General features: G+C 71.4%; 16 protein-coding genes. 10 read left to right on the forward strand and 6 right to left on the reverse strand.

Annotated features, from left to right (window positions below; genetic code table 11):
- Nucleotides 1–3: 3 nt before the first annotated feature.
- On the forward strand, nucleotides 4–1113 hold the full coding sequence (gene ccsB / locus IM767_RS05055; protein ID WP_109211393.1) for a c-type cytochrome biogenesis protein CcsB: 1110 nt from the start codon (nucleotides 4–6) through the stop codon (nucleotides 1111–1113).
- Between the two features lie 40 nt (nucleotides 1114–1153).
- Here the strand turns inward: ccsB and IM767_RS05060 are convergent, their stop codons facing one another.
- The 3 genes from IM767_RS05060 to IM767_RS05070 all read right to left on the reverse strand — a co-directional run bounded on the left by IM767_RS05060 (nucleotide 1154) and on the right by IM767_RS05070 (nucleotide 6861).
- Nucleotides 1154–1651, reverse strand: a complete 498-nt coding sequence (locus IM767_RS05060) for a nitroreductase/quinone reductase family protein (RefSeq protein WP_109211392.1) — start codon at nucleotides 1649–1651, stop codon at nucleotides 1154–1156.
- Nucleotides 1652–1786: 135 nt separating this feature from the next.
- The gene (locus tag IM767_RS05065; protein ID WP_109211391.1) at nucleotides 1787–3856 is read right to left on the reverse strand and encodes a YhgE/Pip domain-containing protein; all 2070 of its coding nucleotides are present in this window, start codon (nucleotides 3854–3856) and stop codon (nucleotides 1787–1789) included.
- Nucleotides 3853–6861, reverse strand: a complete 3009-nt coding sequence (locus IM767_RS05070) for an MMPL family transporter (RefSeq protein WP_109211390.1) — start codon at nucleotides 6859–6861, stop codon at nucleotides 3853–3855. The genes IM767_RS05065 and IM767_RS05070 overlap by 4 nt, the downstream gene beginning before the upstream one ends.
- 132 nt (nucleotides 6862–6993) lie before the next feature.
- Between IM767_RS05070 and IM767_RS05075 the strand changes: the two genes are divergently transcribed.
- Together IM767_RS05075 and IM767_RS05080 are read left to right on the forward strand one after the other, a co-directional pair.
- Nucleotides 6994–7623: a TetR/AcrR family transcriptional regulator gene (locus IM767_RS05075; protein ID WP_109211389.1), complete on the forward strand. Its 630-nt coding sequence runs from the start codon at nucleotides 6994–6996 to the stop codon at nucleotides 7621–7623.
- A gap of 61 nt (nucleotides 7624–7684) precedes the next feature.
- Nucleotides 7685–8560: an oxygenase MpaB family protein gene (locus IM767_RS05080; RefSeq protein WP_109211388.1), complete on the forward strand. Its 876-nt coding sequence runs from the start codon at nucleotides 7685–7687 to the stop codon at nucleotides 8558–8560.
- 11 nt (nucleotides 8561–8571) lie between these two features.
- Here the strand turns inward: IM767_RS05080 and IM767_RS05085 are convergent, their stop codons facing one another.
- Together IM767_RS05085 and IM767_RS05090 are read right to left on the reverse strand one after the other, a co-directional pair.
- Complete coding sequence (locus tag IM767_RS05085; protein WP_109211387.1) at nucleotides 8572–9573, reverse strand: o-succinylbenzoate synthase; 1002 nt, start codon at nucleotides 9571–9573, stop codon at nucleotides 8572–8574.
- A 27-nt stretch (nucleotides 9574–9600) separates the two neighbouring features.
- Nucleotides 9601–9765 carry a hypothetical protein gene (locus tag IM767_RS05090; RefSeq protein WP_162564353.1) on the reverse strand — a complete coding sequence of 55 codons (165 nt, stop codon included), beginning with the start codon at nucleotides 9763–9765 and terminating at the stop codon, nucleotides 9601–9603.
- A gap of 98 nt (nucleotides 9766–9863) precedes the next feature.
- Here IM767_RS05090 and IM767_RS05095 point away from each other — a divergent pair, with 98 nt between their 5' ends.
- The 7 genes from IM767_RS05095 to IM767_RS05125 all read left to right on the forward strand — a co-directional run bounded on the left by IM767_RS05095 (nucleotide 9864) and on the right by IM767_RS05125 (nucleotide 18575).
- Nucleotides 9864–10199: a PadR family transcriptional regulator gene (locus IM767_RS05095; RefSeq protein ID WP_109211386.1), complete on the forward strand. Its 336-nt coding sequence runs from the start codon at nucleotides 9864–9866 to the stop codon at nucleotides 10197–10199.
- A 1-nt stretch (nucleotide 10200) separates the two neighbouring features.
- Complete coding sequence (locus IM767_RS05100) at nucleotides 10201–11172, forward strand: permease prefix domain 1-containing protein (RefSeq protein ID WP_109211385.1); 972 nt, start codon at nucleotides 10201–10203, stop codon at nucleotides 11170–11172.
- Between the two features lie 38 nt (nucleotides 11173–11210).
- Nucleotides 11211–12158, forward strand: a complete 948-nt coding sequence (locus IM767_RS05105) for a permease prefix domain 1-containing protein (RefSeq protein WP_109211384.1) — start codon at nucleotides 11211–11213, stop codon at nucleotides 12156–12158.
- Nucleotides 12159–12230: 72 nt separating this feature from the next.
- The gene (locus IM767_RS05110) at nucleotides 12231–13028 is read left to right on the forward strand and encodes an LLM class F420-dependent oxidoreductase (protein WP_109211383.1); all 798 of its coding nucleotides are present in this window, start codon (nucleotides 12231–12233) and stop codon (nucleotides 13026–13028) included.
- A 294-nt stretch (nucleotides 13029–13322) separates the two neighbouring features.
- Nucleotides 13323–17042, forward strand: coding sequence for a methionine synthase (gene metH / locus IM767_RS05115; protein ID WP_109211382.1), 3720 nt, complete (start codon nucleotides 13323–13325; stop codon nucleotides 17040–17042).
- A gap of 97 nt (nucleotides 17043–17139) precedes the next feature.
- Entirely contained in the window at nucleotides 17140–17700 is a 561-nt protein-coding gene (locus tag IM767_RS05120; RefSeq protein WP_162564352.1) for an RNA polymerase sigma factor, read from the forward strand.
- Entirely contained in the window at nucleotides 17697–18575 is an 879-nt protein-coding gene (locus tag IM767_RS05125) for a hypothetical protein (protein WP_109211380.1), read from the forward strand. The genes IM767_RS05120 and IM767_RS05125 overlap by 4 nt, the downstream gene beginning before the upstream one ends.
- A 31-nt stretch (nucleotides 18576–18606) precedes the next feature.
- On the opposite strand, the gene IM767_RS05130 is transcribed toward IM767_RS05125, so the two are convergent.
- The gene (locus IM767_RS05130) at nucleotides 18607–19035 is read right to left on the reverse strand and encodes a hypothetical protein (protein ID WP_109211379.1); all 429 of its coding nucleotides are present in this window, start codon (nucleotides 19033–19035) and stop codon (nucleotides 18607–18609) included.

The raw sequence follows: 19035 nt of genomic DNA on the forward strand, positions 1-19035 counted from the left end.
GCCATGCCCGACGCCACCCCCCTCACCCTCGACGACGTCTCGGTGCTGCTGGTCTGGACGGCCATCGCGATCTACGCGCTCGCGTTCGTCGCGTACGCGGTCGACCTGGCCCGGCGCGGCGCCGTGGCCGTGGACGAGAAGGACGCCGCGGCCAAGGGCGCCGGGGTGCGCCAGCGGGAGCTGGTCAACGCCGGAGGGGCGTCGTCGCGCGCCGGCATCGTCGAGCAGCTGCGCGCTCAGGAGGCAGCCTCCGAAGAGGCGCTCAAGGCTCCCGTGGGTCGTCGCGCCCGCCTGGTCTGGGCTCGCATCGGCACCTCGCTCACAGTGCTCGGCTTCCTCTTCCACCTCGGTGCCGACGTGACGCGCGGCATCGCCGCCGGCCGCGTTCCCTGGTCGAACATGTACGAGTTCGCCCTCACCGGCACGCTCCTCATCGTCGCCGTGTACCTCGGCGTGCTTTTCCGCTACGACCTGCGATTCCTCGGCACCTTCATCACGGGGCTCGTGGTGGTGCTGCTGGGCGGCACGGCCATCTGGTTCTACACCGACATCGTGCCGCTGATGGACCCCCTGAAGTCGGTCTGGCTCGTCATCCACGTCTTCGTCGCGTCGCTCGCGACCGCCCTGTTCGCCCTCGCCTTCGGCCTCTCAGTGCTGCAGCTCATGCAGGCGCGACGCGAGCGCCGGGTCGCGATCGCGGCGCGTGCGCACGATGACGCGGGGAACGCGGAGACGGATGCCGGGGCCCGCGCCGCCGCGCCCGCGAAGACCGGTCCGGCCTTCCTGCAGACCCTTCCGAGCGCCGACGCTCTCGAGTCGCTCGCGTACCGGTTCGCGATCCTCGGGTTCATCTTCTGGACCTTCACCCTCATCGCCGGCTCAATCTGGGCGAACGACGCGTGGGGCCGCTACTGGGGTTTCGACACGAAGGAAGTGTGGACCTTCGTGATCTGGGTGCTGTACGCCGGCTACATCCACGCCCGCGCCACGCGCGGCTGGCGGGGTGCGCGTTCGGCGTGGCTGTCGATCATCGGCTTCACCGCCGTGATCTTCAACTTCACCATCGTGAACATGTTCTTCAAGGGCCTGCACGCCTACTCCGGACTGAGCTGACCCGCCCCTCGGTGACGACCCGCCCCGCCGGACATGGCGCCTACGGCGCCGGAGAGAGCACCACGACGGGGGTCTCGCGGCTGCGGAGCGCCGCGAAAGCATCGAGGTCCGCGTCGCCTTCGAGGGTGCGCCACACCGCCCACAGCCGTTCGCGCTCCGCGCCGGTCGCCTCGTGGGCGACCACCGCGCGCGTGCCGTCGGGCAGATCGACCGATGCTGCGGGCCGGGCCTGGAGGTTGAGCCACCACGCCGGCGGCGGGTCGCCCCACCCGTTCATCGCGAGGGTCACCAGATCGGGCCCGTCCTCGAAGTAGCCGAGGATCGCGACCCGCGGGCTTCCCGTGCGGCGGCCGATCGTGTGCAGGCGCATCATGCCGTAGACGGTGGGCGACGGATGCCGCAGCCCGACGCGTCCGCCGGTCACGCGGTACAGCGCACGATGGACGACCCACGCGGTGCGGATGAACCAGCGCGGGGGGATCCGCGCCGGGGCGCTCGGCGCCGGAGACGGACGCGAGGAGGGCTCGGTGGCGTTCACGACTCCGATCCTGACCGTCCAGGCCGCGCGCGGCAATCGGCCGATCGGCCCGAGTCGGTCGGCCGATCGGACGAGGCGCCCGCCGCACGACGGAGCCCCGGGCGCCGAGGGCGTCCGGGGCTCTGTCGTGAGCGGTCAGGCGGTGACCGGCGTCGCCTTCAGCAGCGCACGCGCGGTGGTGGTGCGCCGCCGCGCGACGGCGAGCATGGTGGCGGCCAGCGCCAGCAGCGTCCAGATCACGAGCCCCGCGATCGCGGCGCCGAGCCCCGACGCCGAGGTGAGCGCTGCCACCATGCCGTTGTAGGCGGGTGTGGTGGGCATGAGTCCGGCCAGGCCCGACAGCACGCCCGGAACCGTCGAGACGATCCCGGTGGCGACCGCGAACACACCGATCAGGGCGGCGATCCAGCGGCCCGCGCCGCTGAAGACCGCCACCAGCGCCTGGTTGACGGCCGCGAACGCGATGCCCGCGACCACGCAGACCACGGCGAACACCGACCACTCGCTCCACGAGTACGACGCGGCCAGCTGGACCACCCCCGCGACGAGGAGACCCTGGAGCGCCCCCAGTGCCGCGGCCGGCGCGTACGAGCGCAGGGCGAGCAAGGCGGAGGGCTGGCGCGAGGTGAGCGCGCGGCGCGAGACCGCCTGCAGCGCGATGAACGTGCCCAGCGCGCCGAACCACAGCGCGAGCGTGGCCAGCAGCGGCACGGCCGACGCGCCGAAGAGCGACGTTCCGACGCCTTCGGCGGCGACGGGGTCGGAGACCACCGAGGCGAGATCGGTCGCCTCGTCGTCGGTGTACGACGGGATGGAGTCGGATGCCGTCGCCAGCCCGCTCGCGAGCTCGCCGGTGCCGTCCGCCAGCTGGGCGACGCCGTCGGCGAGGCTCGTGGCGCCGTCCGCCGCCTGCGTGGCGCCGGAGGCGAGCTGCGAGGCGCCGTCGGCGAGGCCGCTGGCACCGCTCTGCAGACCGGTCACACCGGTGGCCAGCTGGCCGGCTCCGGCTGCGGACTGGTCGATGCCGCCCGCGAGCTGGCCGATGCCGCCGGCGAGGGCGCCCACGCCGGCGCCGAGCTGGCGGAACTGGCCGGCGAGCTCCGCGGTCGCCTCGGTGTTGTACGCGTCGAGTGCGTAGGCCGCGGTGCCCGCGTCTCTCGCCGCGGTGCCCGCCTGGCTCGCCGCCGCCAGGGTGTCCTGCGACACGGTCGCCAGAGTCTTGCAGAAGTCAGAATCGAGGGGCGTGCACTGGGCGGCGAGTTGTGCCAGTTTGGCCGCCTGCGTGCCGATCGCCGTCGCGGACGTCGTCGCGCTGGTCTGAGCGGCATCGGCGAGTCCGGTGATCTGCGAGGGCACGAGCGCGCTCTGCTCGAGCGCCGCCGCGCCGGCGTTCGCCCCGTCGGCGATCTGCTGGGCGCCGGCCGCCGCCTCGCGGGTCTTGCCGGCGATCGTGGTGAGCCCCGACTGCAGCGACGTGACGCCGCCCGCGACCTGACGCGCGCCGCTGGCCAGCTGCGACGCGCCGCTGGAGAGCTGCGAGCTGCCGTCGGCCAGCTGCGAGATGCCGCCGGGCAGCTGCGCGGCGCCGTCGGCCGCCTGGGTCGCGCCGTCGGCGAGCTGCGACGCGCCGTCCGCGGCGGTGCCGAGCTGGTCGCCGAGCGTCGTGAAGCCGAGGAAGACGTTCTCGAGGTACACGGTCGAGAGCTGGGTGCCCATGGTCGAGGCCGCGGCGGTGGCCACCTGCGCCGTGATGGCGTCGTCGACGATCAGGCTGTCGGGGGGAGTGGTGACCTCGATCGTCGCCTGCTCCGGCACCTCGCCCGGCTGGGTCGAGGTCGCGGCGGCCGAGAAGTTCTCGGGAATCGTGATGACGGCGGCGTATGTGCCGTCGGCGAGACCGGATGCCGCATCCTCGGCGTTGGAGAGCGTCCAGGTGAGGTTGCTGTCGAGGTCGTCGGAGCCTTCGACCAGTCCGGCGGTGAGCTGACGGCCCAGCGGCACCATCTGGCCGTCGATCGTCACGGGCTCGTCGTCGTTCACGATCGCGGCGGTGAGGTTGTCGAGCCGCTCGACCGGGTTGTAGAGCGCGGCGACGAGGATGCCGCCGATCACGACGGGCAGCAGCAGCACGCCGATGAGCGTGAGCCAGGTGATGGGCCGGCGCGAGCGCGAGCGCTCGAGGGCGGTGGTCCAGTGGGCGGTCATGCGTTCACCTCTGCGGTGGTGGTGGTCGGAGTGGTCGCGGAGCGCAGCGCGATCGACGTCACGTCGGGGCGGTGGGCGTCGGCGAGGAGCGCCAGCGCCGCGCTCTCGGTGCGGGAGGTCACGACGAGCGTGAGGCGGGCGCTGTCGTCGCCCGTGCGCAGCGCGCTCGCCGCGTCGCGCAGCAGCGCGGCCGCCTGATCCCGCTCGGCGGCGTCGAGTGCGTCGACGCCCTCGATGATCACGAGCGTCGCCTTGCCCGCGAGCGCCCGGCGCAGCGCCGCCACGGGGTCGTCTCCATCGCCGAGCAGGGCGAGGCCGACGTGCGCGCGCACCCAGGCGGCACGCTCGGGCAGCAGGTGCCCGGCGACGCGCAGCCGGCCCTCGGTCGGCGCGATGCGTGCGGCAGCGGTCAGCGCGAACGCGCGTGCGGCGCGCGGGTCGCCGGTCGCGATGAGGGTGCCCCCGGGCTCGACCCGGAAGGTGGCGTCTTCGAAGAGCACGACGTCGCCCATCGACCCGCCGGCATCGGCGCGCACGCCGACGCCCTGCCCGACGACCGCGGCGGTCGTGTTCGGCTCGGGCCACTCGGCGAGCGACAGCTCGCGCTCGACCGCCTCGCCCTCGATGTCGAAGTGGGGGAGGATCCGCTCGAGCCAGCGCGGCATCCACCACGCCTTGTCGCCGAGGATGGCCATCACCGCCGGCACCAGCGTCATGCGCACCAGGAACGCGTCCACGGCGATGCCGACGGCCAGTCCGAGCGCGATCGGCTTGATCGACGAATCGCCCTCGGGCACGAACGCCGCGAAGACCGCGAACATGATGATCGCGGCGGCGGTGACCACGCGCGCCGAGGCGGTGAAGCCCGAGCGGACCGCACCGACGGCGATGTCGCGGCGGCTCCGGGTCGCGTGCCCCGCAGCGGCGCGACGCGCGTGCACGTAGTCCTCGCGCATGCGGCTGACCAGGAACACCTCGTAGTCCATCGCGAGGCCGAAGAGCACGCCCATGAGGATGATCGGCATGAAGCTGATGACGGGGCCGGTCTTGTCGACGTGCAGCAGGTCGGCGCCCCAGCCCCACTCGAACACCGCGGCCACGACGCCGAACGCCGCGAGCACCGAGAGCAGGTAGCCGAGCGCCGCCTTGATGGGCACCCACACCGAGCGGAACACGATCATGAGCAGGACGAGCGACAGGCCCACGACGAACACGCCGAAGGGCAGCAGTGCGGCGCCGAGCCGGTCGGAGATGTCGATGCCGACGGCGGTGAACCCGGTCACCAGCAGGTCGACGCCGTACTCGTCCTCGAGCTCCGGCGCGAGCGCGCGCAGGTCGCGCACCAGCTCGGCGGTCGCCGGGTCGTCGGGGGCTGTCTCGGGCACGATCTGGATGAGGCCGGTGTCGGCGGTCTCGTTGGGGGTCGCGAGCGCGACCTCCTTGACACCCGGCACCTGCTCGATCTCGTCCGCGAGGTCGGCCATGAGGCCGAGCGGATCCGTCGAGGTGACGATGGTGCCCGTCATGATGAGCGGGCCGTTCGCGCCGGGGCCGAAGTGCTCGGCGGTGAGGTCGTAGGCCTGGCGGGCCTGGCTCGACTCCGGCTGCTGGCCGGCGTTCGGCAGCGCGAGAGCGAGGCTCGCGGCGGGGATCGCCATGACCCCGAGGGTCAGCACGACCGCGATGGTGGTGATCCACGGGTGGCGGGTGACCAGCATCACCCAGCGGTTCGTCTTCTTGGTGCTCGTCGTCTGCGCGGACTCGCCCCGGTTGCCGGCTGCGGTTCCGAGACTTTCCTCGTTGCTTCTCCGTCCGCGCGTTTCCGCGGCCTCGGTGGGCGCTCCCGCGCGCCCGGGGGTGTGCTCTGCGCCGGGTCCGTCCACGGAGGACGAGACGGTCTGGTCCTCAGACGCGTCGGAGGCTGCGTCGGCGGCGCGGCGGGGGGAGGGGAGCGCGATGCCGCGGCGCTTGCGGCCGTGGCCCCAGCCGGCGACGCGGTCCTTCGCGAAGCCGAGGAGGGCGGGCGTGAGGGTGACGGCCACGACGACGGCGATCGCCACGGCGACGGCCGCCGCGATGCCCATGGTGGTGAGGAACGGGATGCCGGCGAAGCCCAGGCCGATGAGGGCGATGAGCACGGTGACGCCGGCGAACACGACGGCCGAGCCGGCGGTGCCGGTCGCGCGTGCGGCGGACTCCTCGGGCTCCACGCCGGCGCGCACCTGGTCCTGATGCCGGGCGACGATGAAGAGGGCATAGTCGATGCCGACCGCGAGCCCCAGCATGATCGCGAGCATGGGGGTGGTCGACGAGATCGACGCGAACGCCGTGGACACGTAGATGAGCGCGATCGCGAGGCCGACGCCGATGAGCGCCGACACCAGCGGGAACCACGCCACCGCGAAGGAGCGGAAGGTGACGATGAGCACGAACAGGGCGATGAGCACGCCCACCGCTTCGATCAGCGACAGCGCCGGCACCGACGTCGAGAAGAGGTCGCCGCCCATGGCGACCTGCGAGCCCTCCGGAAGCGTCTCGCGCAAGTCGTGCGCGACGTCTTCGAGGCCTGACTTCGTCTCGTCGGAGACGTCGGTCGCCTGCCCGTCGAACTGCAGGCGCACGATCGCGGCGGACTCGTCTTCGGAGACCATGCCGGTGACCATCTCGTTGAACGGGTCGGTCACGGCGATGACGCCGTCGAGGTCCTCGAGGTGCGCGACGGTGTCGTCGATCGCGCCGGCGTAGGGGTCCTCGTCGATCCGGTCGCCGTCGGCGGCGACGATCACCAGCTGGGCACTGGTGCCGCTGGCCTGCGGAAAGCTCCGGTCGAGGAGCTGGATGCCCTCCTGCGCCTCCGTGCCGGGAATCGAGAAGGAGTTGTCGGTGCCCTTCATGAACAGCGCGGCGCCGCCGCCGGCGAGCGCGAGCAGCAGCAGCCACGAGACCAGCACTCGCCAGGGATGGCGGTAGGTCCAGCGGCCGAGCGCATATAGAAGGGTCGACACAGCGCCTCCGGTTACGGGTGAGTGGTTCGGGATCTGTCGATACAGCGCTGTATCGGATACATGAGTGTATCGTATGGCCCGGTACGGCCCCGAAACTGAGTAGTGCGTGTGAGACTGACGAAGGAGGATGCGTTGACCGACACGACCGTGACATCGCCCCGGCGCGAGGCGACCCGGCAGAAGCTGCTGGATGCCGCCGCTCTGGTGTTCGCCGAGGTGGGCGTGGATGCGGCATCCGTCGAGGCGATCTGCGAGCGCGCGGGGTTCACGCGCGGCGCCTTCTACTCGAACTTCGAGACCAAGGACGAGCTCATGCTCGCCCTCGCCGAGCGCGTCGCGGGGGAGAAGATCGACGAGGTCGCCGAGCGCGTCGCGGTGCTGCAGGCGCGCGGCGAGGACCTCGAACCCGGTGCGCTCGTTCGTCAGCTGCTCGACGTCGCGTTCGAGAAGAAGCAGGGCATCCTCCTGACCAGCGAGATCCGCACGCGCGCGATGCGCGATCCGCGGCTCGCCGAGACCTACGTCGCGTGGCAGACCGGCATGGTGGAGCGGGTGGGCTCGTTCATCGAGGAGCTCGCCCTCACCTACCGGTTCCGGCTGCGGGTGCCGGCGACGGAGTTCGCCGGTCTCATCCTGCAGACCTGGGAGGACACGTCGGCGTTCGCCATCATGACGGGCCTGGGAACGACCGAGATGCACCGGCTCGTCAACGAGCGCACCGCGCGTCTGGCGACGGCGCTGGTGGACCCGATCGCCGACTGACCGCCGCGGAGCCTCGACGAATTTGTGAACGATGGTTCACAAGGTGCGCTAGGGTGCGTCCATGACCACGGGCGACGAAGCCGGAGGCTCGACCACGAAGGCGCAGCGGCGACAGCAGCTGGACGCCATGGAGAACGACGCGCTGCGACAGGCGGCGAACTGGTTCATCCTCGCCGCCGGCACGTCGAACGTGATCATGCAGCTCTCACGGCCCGCCGTCGCCTACGGCGTCATGGAGAGCAAGGTCGACGAGGGCAATCTCTTCAAGAACCCGAAGCGGCGGGCGCGCACCACGATGGCCTACATCGCGGTGACCATGCTGGGCGGGGCCGAGGAGCGTGCGGCGATGCGCCGGGCGACGAACGCCTCGCACGCGCGCGTCCGCTCCGAGCCGGGGCATCCGGTCGGCTACGACGCGTTCGACCCCGCGGTGCAGCGCTGGGTCACGGCGTGCCTGTACCTCGGCGCCGAGCACGCCTACGAGCGCGTGAACGGTCCGCTCGAGGGCGAGTTCCGGGAGCGTTTCTACCGCCAGGGCCGCGTGTTCGGCACGACGCTCCAGCTGCCGCCCGAGTCGTGGCCGCCGACGCGCGACGATTTCGAGGCCTACTGGCGCACCGAGGTCGCCGGGCTGACGATGGACGAGCGCACGCGCGACTACCTCTCGCGCATCGTGCGGCTCGAGTACCTCGGCCGCCGGATCCCGGTGCGCGTGCTGCGGCTGCGGCAGCGATTGGTAGCCGGCTATCTCGGACCGGAGTTCCGCGCGCTGATGCAGCTGCCCTGGACGGATGCCGACGCCCGCCTCTTCGAGCGCTTCGACCGCCGTCTGGCGCGCCTCATGCGCGTCGCGCCCGCCGCCGTGCGCGAGGCGCCGCTGCGACGTCAGCTGCGCGACGTGCGACGGCGCCTGGCCGCGGGGCGTCCGCTCTTCTGATGCGTGGGTGCTCAGCGCCGTGACGCGAGCGCCGCGTGGCAGCGTCCGAGTCGGTCGAGCCACCACTCCCGCCGCGCGGCGGGGGCGGCGTGCGCGGCGAGCAGTTCCGGGTCGGGGGTCACGCGACCGGTGGGCAGGGCGCCGGCCCGGGCGACGAGCGGGGGATCGGCGACGTCGGCTGCGAACAGCGAGGCCGTGCCCAGTCCGCAGTCGTAGTCGAGCTCGGGGAGTGCGGCTGCCAGCGCGACGCCCATCGAGAGCCCCACCGAGGTGTCCAGAGCGCTCGACACGACCGCCGGGAGCCCGGCCTCGGCGACGATCTCCAGGGCTCGACGCACGCCGCCGAGCGGCTGCGCCTTGATCACGAGCAGGTCGGCCGCGCCCGCCCGGGCCACCGCGAGCGGGTCGGTCGCCTTGCGCACGCTCTCGTCCGCCGCGATCGGGATGCCCATGTACTTCACGCGCCGCCGCAGCTCGGCGAGCTCGTCGACGCTCGCGCAGGGCTGCTCGGCGTACTCGAGGTCGAACTCGGCGAGGGCGTGGAGCGCTCGCTCGGCCTCGTCGACGTTCCAGGCGCCGTTCGCGTCGATGCGCACACGCCCCTCGGGCCCCAAGGCCTCGCGCGCTGCGCGCACCCGTGCGACGTCGTCGGCGAGCACCTGCCCGGGCTCGGCCACCTTGACCTTCGCGGTGCGGCAGCCGTCGAAGCGTTCGAGGACGGCCGAGACGGATGCCGCGGCCACCGCCGGCACGGTGGCGTTGACGCCCACGTGCTCGCGCAGCGCAGCGGGCCGCGGCATCCGCGAATCCTCGATGGCGGCAGCCAGCCACGTCGATGCTTCACCGTCGGCGTACTCGGCGAAGGGGGAGAACTCCGCCCATCCCTCGGGGCCTTCGAACAGGAGCGCCTCGCGCACGTCGACACCGCGGAAGCGGGTCACAAGCGGCAGCGCCACGACGTGGGCAGACGCGACGATCTCGTCGAGCGCGGGGAGTGGGGCAGGAGTCGTCACGTACTCAGTCTGCCCGCCCGCTTCGGCTCAGAACCCACCGGCGTGGAATCGGGCGTCGCGCGTCTCGTAGTGGCCGACGACGCGGGCGTCGCGATAGACGGAGGACTGTGCGTTCCGGTACTCCTCGTGGCTCACGGGCTTGCCGAAGAGCGCCCACTTGAGGCGGATCCAGCGGCTCGGCTGCTCGGACATCATCGACCCCTCTCGCGCTTGGCCTCAGCATCGCAGGTCTGACCAGAACTACAAAGTGTCATTGACGATACTGTGTGACACACAGTATGGTGTGAGACATGAGCGAAACCGAGATCCTCGAGACGCACCTGCAGGAGCTGCGACGCGGCACCGTCGTGCTCGCCTGTCTCCGGCTGCTCGAGACGCCGGGATACGGCTATGGACTCCTGGAGGAGCTCAGCGGTCGGGGCTTCCCGACCGATGCGAACACGCTGTACCCCCTCCTGCGCCGCCTCGAGAAGCAGGGGTATCTCGCCAGCGAGTGGAACACCGACGAATCGCGTCCGCGCAAGTTCTACCGCACCAGTGCCGCAGGCGCGCGCCTCGCGGCCTCCCTCACCGACGAATTCCACGCGATCGCCACGGCGATCGATGCCCTCCCCGAGGAGAACTGACATGCACGCCACCACCTCCGCCTCCCTGACCGACCGCTACGTCGACGCCGCCATGCGGACCGTCCCCGAGATGCAGCGCGACGACCTCGCCGCTGAGCTGCGCGCGTCCATCGACGATCAGGTCGAGGCTCGCGTCGAGCAGGGCGAGTCGCCCGATGACGCCGAGCGCGCGGTGCTCTCCGACCTCGGCGACCCCGACATCCTCGCGGCGCAGTACACCGATCGCCCGCTGTGGCTCGTCGGTCCGCGCTACTACCTCACCTGGTGGCGACTGACGAAGCTGCTGTGGGCCATCGTCCCGGTCTGCGCGGCCGCCGGCGTGGCGATCGGGCAGGCCCTGTCCGGCGCCGATGTCGGCGAGGTCATCGGCTCGGTCGTCAGCGTCGCGCTCAGCGTGATCGTGCACATCGGCTTCTGGACGACCCTGGTCTTCTTCATCGTCGAGCGGTCGACGCGGAACACCGACGTCGGGCTCGTCGGCAGGTGGACGCCCGACGACCTTCCCGAACCCCGCGAGAAGGGTGCGGGCCTCAGCGACCTCGTCGCCTCGCTCGTCTTCCTCGCGATCGCGGCCGGAGCAATCCTGTGGGACCACTTCATCGGGTTCGTCTACACGCCCGAGACCGGGTGGATGCCGTTCCTCGCCCCGGCACTCTGGCCCTGGTGGGTCGGCGCCCTCTTCGTCCTCATGGTGCTCGAGGCCCTGCTGGCGATCTTCGTCTATGCCAAGGGACGGTGGGACATGCGCTCGGCCACCATCAACCTGTTCCTCAACCTCATCGTCGCCGGCGGAGCGCTGTGGCTGCTTTCGCAGCAGCAGCTGATCAACCCGGCGTTCTTCCCCGCCGTCACGCCCGCCGACTCGTCGGAGACCGTCACCGGCATCGTCCAGGCGCTGTTCGGGTTCGGCATCGTCGCGATCGCGGTGTGGGACACGGTCGACGCGTTCCTCAAGGCGCGCCGGGCGCGCTGAGCGGGATCGACAGCATCACACACGAGAGGAGACGAGACATGCACTCCCTGACTCCGAGCGACTACACGGAACGTTACGTCGACGTCGCGACCCGATCGCTGCGGTCCGATCAGCGCAGCGACTACGCCGCCGAGCTGCGTGGCGCGATCGAGGAGCTGATCGAGGACCGCGTGGACCGCGGCGAGCCGCGTGCGGCGGCCGAGGTCGCCGTGCTGAACGGCATGGGGGATCCCGAGGGCCTCGCCGCCGGATACGCCGACCGGCCGCTGCAGCTCATCGGTCCCCGCTGGTTCGGCACCTGGCGGCGCGTGATGCGGATCGTGCTGTGGAGCACCCTTCCGTTCGTCGCCCTCGGCGTCGCGATCGGTATGGTGCTCGAAGGCCGGCCGTTCTGGGGGGTCGTCGGACCGACCGTCGCGGTCACTTTCGGTGTCGGCTCGGCGATCTTCACGGTCATGACGCTCGTCTTCGCCGCGATCGATCGCGGCGGGGCGGCCGCCGAACCGTGGACCGTCGACCACCTGCCGGTGCTGACCTCAGACGATGGGGCGCCGGTCAGCCGGGCCGAGAAGATCATCGGCGTCGTCGCGGTCGCGGCCGCGGTTCTCGGCCTCGTCATCGTCACCGTCCCGTGGTTCTGGCCGGGGGCGGGAACGATGTCGGTGGTGAACCCTCAGTTGTGGCCGTGGAGCCTGATCGTCGGTCTCATCCTGATCCTCGCCGGCACGATCGTGAACGTGCGTGCGCGCGCGGCTGGTCGGTGGGGGATCGGCGTGACGGTGGCCACCGCCGTCATCGCCGTGGTGTGGGCCGCGCTGATCGTCGGCCTCCTCATGGCGGGGCAGCTCTTCGATCCCGCGTTCGTCCAGTTCCTCGACCTCGACCGCGACGCGCAGCTCGTCATCGCGGTCTGCATCGTCGCGGCGACGATCGGCCTGACCGGGTGGAGCGTGTACGACGCGTTCCGCCGGCTCCGACGCCGTTGAGCGGCGCGGGAGGGCGCGGGCGATCGCGTCCTCCCGCGTCCAGGTCCCTCGTGCGCCCCTAGGCTGAACGCCATGCCCCTCCTCGACACTCCTGTGCGCCTCGGCGTGCAGCTGCAGCCCCAGCACGCTCCCTACTCCGCGTTCCGCGACGCGGTTCTCCGACTGGAGGAGATGGGCGTCGACATCCTCTTCAACTGGGACCACTTCTTCCCGCTGACGGGCGAGCCCGACGGCCTCCACTTCGAGTCGTGGACCATGCTCGCCGCCTGGGCGGAGCAGACCGAGCGCGTGGAGTTCGGCGCTCTGGTCAACTGCAACAGCTACCGCAATCCCGACCTGCAGGCCGACATGGCCCGCACGGTCGACCACATCTCTGCGAAGGACGGCGTCGGCCGCTTCGTCTTCGCCACCGGCTCCGGCTGGTTCGCACGTGACTACGAGGAGTACGGCTACGAGTTCGGCACCGCAGGGTCCCGCCTGGACGACCTCGCCGCCGGACTCGAGCGCATCGAGGCGCGCTGGCAGAAGCTCAACCCTGCCCCGACCCGCGACATCCCTGTCATGATCGGCGGCGCAGGCGAGCAGAAGACCCTGCGTCTGGTCGCGCGGCATGCCGACATCTGGCACAGCTACGTGCGCGCGACCGATATGCCCCACAAGCTGGAGGTCATCGAGCGCTGGGCGGAGCGCGAGCAGCGCGACACCTCGAACCTCGTCATCTCGAACGAGCTGCACCAGCGCGACGAGGCCCACGCCGACACGCTCTACGACGCCGGCGTGCGCCTGTTCACCATCGGCTTCCAGGGCCCCGATTGGGACTACGACCTCATCCGGTCGTGGCTGCGCTGGCGCGACGCCAAGAACGCCTGACGCTTCGCTGACGGATGCTGCCACCCGGCGCGCTGCGCCCGGGCTGCAGCATCCGTCGCCCGCGCGGTCGCCGGCGACGTCGCCCGCGCGGTCGTTCGGTCCCTTTCGATCCACAGCCCGTCCCGTGAGACGACACGGGGCGGACGAGACCGTGGGGGTTCCCCGAGGGTCTCGTCTGTCGACTGTCGTCTCACGGTCGGGCGGAGGACGGATGCCGCAGGCCGGGGCGGACGCCGGGTGGCGGCATCCGTCACGAACCGGAACACCGCGGCAGCCCGCGACTAAAATCGCGGGGTGACCGCAGCACCGCCCGCACCCCGGTTCGCCCTCGACATCGACGGCGTGCCGCGTCCTGAGCGCTCGCAGCAGCTGCTCGACGGCGTGCGCGAGCGGGTGGTCATCGCCGACGGCGCGATGGGCACGATGCTCCAGCGGTACGACCTCACCGTCGACGGTGACTTCCAGGGCCTCGAGGGCTGCAACGAGATCCTCAATGTCACCCGCCCTGACGTCGTCGCGGCCATCCACGACGCCTACCTCGAGGTGGGCGTCGACGCGGTCGAGACCAACACGTTCGGGGCGAACTGGTCGAACCTCGACGACTACGGCATCGTCGATCGCATCGCAGAGCTCGCCGAAGTGGGCGCCCGCATCGCCCGCGAGCGGGTCGAGGCGGCCGAGGCCGCCGACGGGCGCGTGCGCTGGGTGCTCGGCTCGATGGGTCCCGGCACCAAGCTCCCGAGCCTCGGTCACACGACCTACGACAACCTCAAGCAGACGTTCGCGCTGCAGGCCGAGGGCCTCATCGACGGCGGCGCCGACGCGTTCCTGGTGGAGACGAGCCAGGACCTTCTTCAGACCAAGGCCGCCATCAACGGGTGCCGGCAGGCGATCGTGAGCCGCGGCATCCGTCTTCCGATCTTCGTCGAGGTGACCGTCGAGACGACCGGCACCATGCTCATGGGGTCCGAGATCGGCGCGGCGCTCACCGCGATCGAGCCGCTCGGGGTCGATGCGATCGGCCTCAACTGCGCGACGGGGCCGACCGAGATGAGCGAGCACCTGCGGCATCTCTCCAAGCACGCCACGGTGCCGGTCGCGTGCATGCCGAACGCGGGGCTGCCGGTGCTGGGCGCGAACGGCGCGCACTATCCGCTCACGCCCGTCGAGCTCGCGACCGCGCACGAGCAGTTCGTGCGCGAGTTCGGACTGGGACTGATCGGCGGATGCTGCGGCACGACGCCCGAGCACCTCGCCGCGGTCGTCGAGCGCCTGGCTGAGTTCCGAGCGGTCCCCTCCCGTTCGTCGAGCGAGCGAAGCGAGACGAAACGCCCCCAAGCACCGTCGGACGTCCAGGGCGTTTCGTCTCGGTCGCTGGCGCTCCCTCGCTCAACGACCGAGGACCCGGGTGTCGCGTCGCTGTACCAGCACGTGTCGTTCCAGCAGGACGCCTCGTACCTGGCGATCGGCGAGCGCACCAACGCGAACGGCTCGAAGGCCTTCCGCGAGGCGATGCTCGAGGAGCGGTGGGACGACTGCGTCGAGATCGCGCGGGAGCAGATCCGCGTCGGCGCGCACCTGCTCGACGTGTGCATCGACTACGTCGGGCGCGACGGGGTCGCCGACATCCGCGAGGTCGTCTCGCGCTTCGCCTCCGCCTCGACGCTGCCGCTCGTGGTCGACTCGACCGAGCCCGCGGTGATCGCCGCGGGCCTTGAGCTGATCGGCGGGCGCCCGGTCGTCAACTCGGTGAACTACGAGGACGGCGACGGCCCCACCTCTCGCTTCGGCCGCATCATGCCGCTCGTCAAGGAGCACGGCACCGCGGTCGTGGCCCTCACGATCGACGAGCACGGCCAGGCGCGCACGACCGAGGGCAAAGTGGCGATCGCCTCGCGCCTCATCGACGAGCTCGTCGGCGAGTGGGGCCTGCGCGTCAGCGACATCATCGTGGACTGCCTGACCTTCCCGATCGCCACTGGCCAGGAGGAGACCCGCCGCGACGCCATCGAGACCATCGAGGCGATCCGGCAGATCACCGCCAAGTACCCGGGCATCAACACGACCCTCGGCGTCTCGAACGTGTCGTTCGGCCTCAACCCGGCCGCCCGCAGCGTGCTCAACTCCGCCTTCATGCACGAGGCGGTCGAGGCCGGCCTCACCTCGGGCATCATCGACGCCGCGAAGATCGTGCCGCTGGCGTCGATCTCCGAGGAGCAGCGCAAAGTCGCCCTCGACCTCGTGTGGGACCGCCGCGAGTACGACGCCGACGGCAACGTCACCTACGACCCGCTCGCTCGCATGCTCGACCTCTTCGCCGGTGTCGACACGGCGGCTCTGCGCAACCAGCGCGCCGCCGAGCTCGCCGCGCTTCCTGTCGGGGAGCGCCTCGAGCGCCGCATCATCGACGGAGAGGGCAAGGGGCTGGAGGCCGACCTCGACCTCGCCCGCGAGGGCGGGCTCGCGCCGCTGCAGATCATCAACGACCACCTGCTCGAGGGCATGAAGGTCGTCGGCGAGCGGTTCGGCGCCGGCGAGATGCAGCTGCCGTTCGTGCTGCAGTCGGCCGAGGTCATGAAGAACGCGGTCGCCCTCCTCGAACCCCACATGGAGAAGTCGGATGCCTCGGGCAAGGGGCGCATCGTCCTGGCGACGGTTCGCGGCGACGTGCACGACATCGGCAAGAACCTCGTCGACATCATCCTCACCAACAACGGCTACGACGTCATCAACCTCGGCATCAAGCAGCCGATCGCCGACATCATCGCGGCGGCCGAGGAGCACGGCGCCGACGTCATCGGCATGTCGGGCCTGCTCGTGAAGTCGACGGTCGTGATGAAGGAGAACCTCGAGGAGCTCACCTCCCGAGGCCTGGGCAAGAAGTGGCCGGTGATCCTCGGCGGCGCAGCGCTCACCCGAGCGTACGTCGAGGACGACCTCGCCTCCCTGTTCGACGGCGAGGTGCGCTACGCCCGCGATGCGTTCGAGGGACTGGCGCTGATGGACCCGCTGGTGAAGATCGCCCGCGGCGCCGACCCGGCCTCCGTCGGCCTGCCCGCCCTGAAGAAGCGCCGCCACGCGGCGGGCTCCAAGCTCACGCTGACCGAGCCCGAGGCCATGCCGTCACGCTCGGACGTGGCATCCGACAATCCCGTCCCCGCCCCGCCGTTCTGGGGCACCCGCATCGTCCGCGGTCTCGCGCTGCACGACTACGCCGCGTTCCTCGACGAGCGCGCGACCTTCATGGGCCAGTGGGGGCTGAAGCCGGGCCGCGGCGAGGACGGCGCGACGTACGAGCAGCTCGTCGACACCGAAGGCCGCCCGCGGCTGCGGTACTGGCTCGACCGCATCCTCGCGGAAGGGATGCTCGACGCGTCGGTCGCGTACGGCTTCTTCCCGGTGGTCTCCGAGGGCAACGACGTCGTGGTGCTGCACCACGGCGACGACCCCACCGGTGTCCTGGGGGTGCCTGGTCTCCTGGCGCCGGACGGCGGCTCGGGAGGCGGGCTCGGCACCGACCGCCTGCGCTTCCACTTCCCGCGCCAGCGTCGCGACCGCCACCTGTGCCTCGCCGACTTCGTACGCTCGCGCGAGTCCGGTCAGATCGACGTGCTGCCGGTGCAGCTCGTGACCGCCGGGGCGAACATCGACGCGGTCACGGCGAAGCTCTTCGCCGAGGACAGGTACCGCGACTACTACGAGCTCAACGGTCTCGTGATGCAGCTGACCGAGGCGCTCGCCGAGTTCTGGCACGCGCGCATCCGGTCGGAGCTCGGATTCTCGCACGAGGACCCCACCGACACCGCGGGACTCTTCAAGCTCGAGTACCGCGGCGCCCGCTTCTCACTCGGGTACCCCGCGTGCCCCGACATGGAGGACCGCCGCAAGGTGGTCGAGCTCCTGCGCCCCGAGCGCATGGGTGTCGAGCTCAGCGAGGAGCTGCAGCTGCACCCCGAGCAGTCCACCGACGCGTTCGTCTTCCACCACCCCGAAGCGAAGTACTTCTCCGTCTGACCCGCGACGCCGGGGGGACGGATGCCGCGGCCCGGCGCCTGCGTCGGCGGGAGTGTGACCTTTCTCGCCGCTGCGGACACTATGAAGTGTGGAGGACGTGACCGACCGGGAGATCTGGGCCCGGGTGCTCGCCGGCGAAGCACGCGCGTTCGGCTCGGTGTGGGATCGTCACCGCGACCGCGTCTTCCGCCATCTCGTGGGGGCAGGGGCGGCCTCTGCCGAAGCGGAGGACCTCACGGCGGTGGTGTTCCTCGAGCTGTGGCGCAGACGTGACCGCGTGCGGTTCGTCGACGGTTCGGCGCTGCCGTGGCTGCTCGTCACCGCGCAGAACGTCCAGCGCAACGCCGTCCGCGCGCGGCGTCGCTACCGCGCGCTCCTCGACCGCCTTCCTCTGCCCGATGCGGCGGCCGACCCCGCCGACCTCATCGCCGAGCGCGATTCCTCGCGCACGCGGCTCGTGCGCGACGTGATGGCTGTCACCCGCCCCGCCGACCGCGACCTCGCGATGCTCACCGCCGTCGAGGGCTTCACGATCCGCGAAGCCGCCGAGGCCGTCGGCATCAGCGAGTCCGCCGCGAAGATGCGGCTCTCGCGGCTGCGCACCCGACTCGATCAGGCCGCCCGCGCGGCCACCCTCACCGAAGGAGGCACGCCATGACCGCGTCCTTCACACCCGAGCGCTCCGACGCCGTCCGCGAACTGCTGATCGAGCGCGCGACACCGCGCCCGGTCCGGCGGCGACGGATGCCGGCCCTCATCGCCCTCGTCCTCGCCGGCGCGGTCGCCGGCGTGGGCATCTCGACGGCGGCGTTCGCGGCGACCGGCGCGTTCACCCCGGAGGCGCCCGCGGCGCCCTCGGGTCAGCCCGCGCCCGACCTCGGCGAGCCGATCGCCGCTCCGCCCGGAACGGTTCCGGGCGCGCCGGTCATCTCGAGCCTCGGGGCGCCTCGGGCGCGCGAGGTGTCGTCCGCGGAGAGCATCCCGCTCACGGACCGCCCGGATGCGGCGACCCACGTCCGGGTGACGGTCACGGCGCTGACCGCCGGCGAACTGAACATGGGGACGGATGCCGCGGGCGACAACCCTCGGTGGCAGGTGGGCGCGTCCGACCTCGGTGGGCCCAGCGCGGTGTCATGGTACGACTACCCGCTCGATGCGGCCACCGACGCCCTCCATGTCACGCCCTCGGACGGCTTCACCGCGACCGTCACCCTTCAGTACGTGACGCACGTGCCCACGCACCTCGGCGTGAACGCGCGCGGTGAGACCTTCGGCGCCGAGGGCGGGCCCGACGGGCGCCCCGACCTCATCGCCGTCGTCGCCACGAGCCCGGCCGGCGGTTCGGTCGAGGGGTTCGCGCGCGCGAGCGACCTCGAGGCCTTCAGCCCTGATCACCCGGCACAGCCGACCGATCCCGACGAGGCGGTCGAGCTCCAGGCCGAGCGCGACGACGCCTACCCCGACGGCTGGGACATCCCGGTCTACGAATCCGACGGAGTCACGCGGATCGGCACGTTCCACATCTCGAACTGAGCGGAGTGGGCGACGGCGGCCGTGGCATCCGTCATCGCGTCGTGATCTGCACCGTGACGTTCGGGGGAGGAGTGCCGTGGAGCCACGCGTCGGGCGATGACGCCATGATCATCGCGATGCCGAGCACGGCCGCCAGGAGCGGCACCACCCACATCGCGGTGGCCGCCCGCGAGAGGGTGCGGGTGATCGCGGCCGTCGTGGTCGCCTTGGCTGCGCGGCCGAGCGCGGCGACGAAGATCGCCGCCATCACCAGCCACACGACCGGCGACGGATTCAGCGTCGCGTTGTAGCAGATCGTCGCCGCGTCGCCGGGTGTCGTGCAGCCGCCTCGCGAGGCGTGGGTGAAGAGGCCGTACAGGACGGCCCACAGCAGCGCGCGCCGTGCGAGCGAGAGGATCTCGGGGACGTACTGCCCGATGAGGGGGACGGCGGGCGCAGGCAGCACGGTCGTGGATCTCAT

This window comes from Microbacterium ureisolvens (assembly GCF_015278315.1).
GTDB classification, from domain to species: Bacteria; Actinomycetota; Actinomycetes; order Actinomycetales; family Microbacteriaceae; genus Microbacterium; species Microbacterium ureisolvens.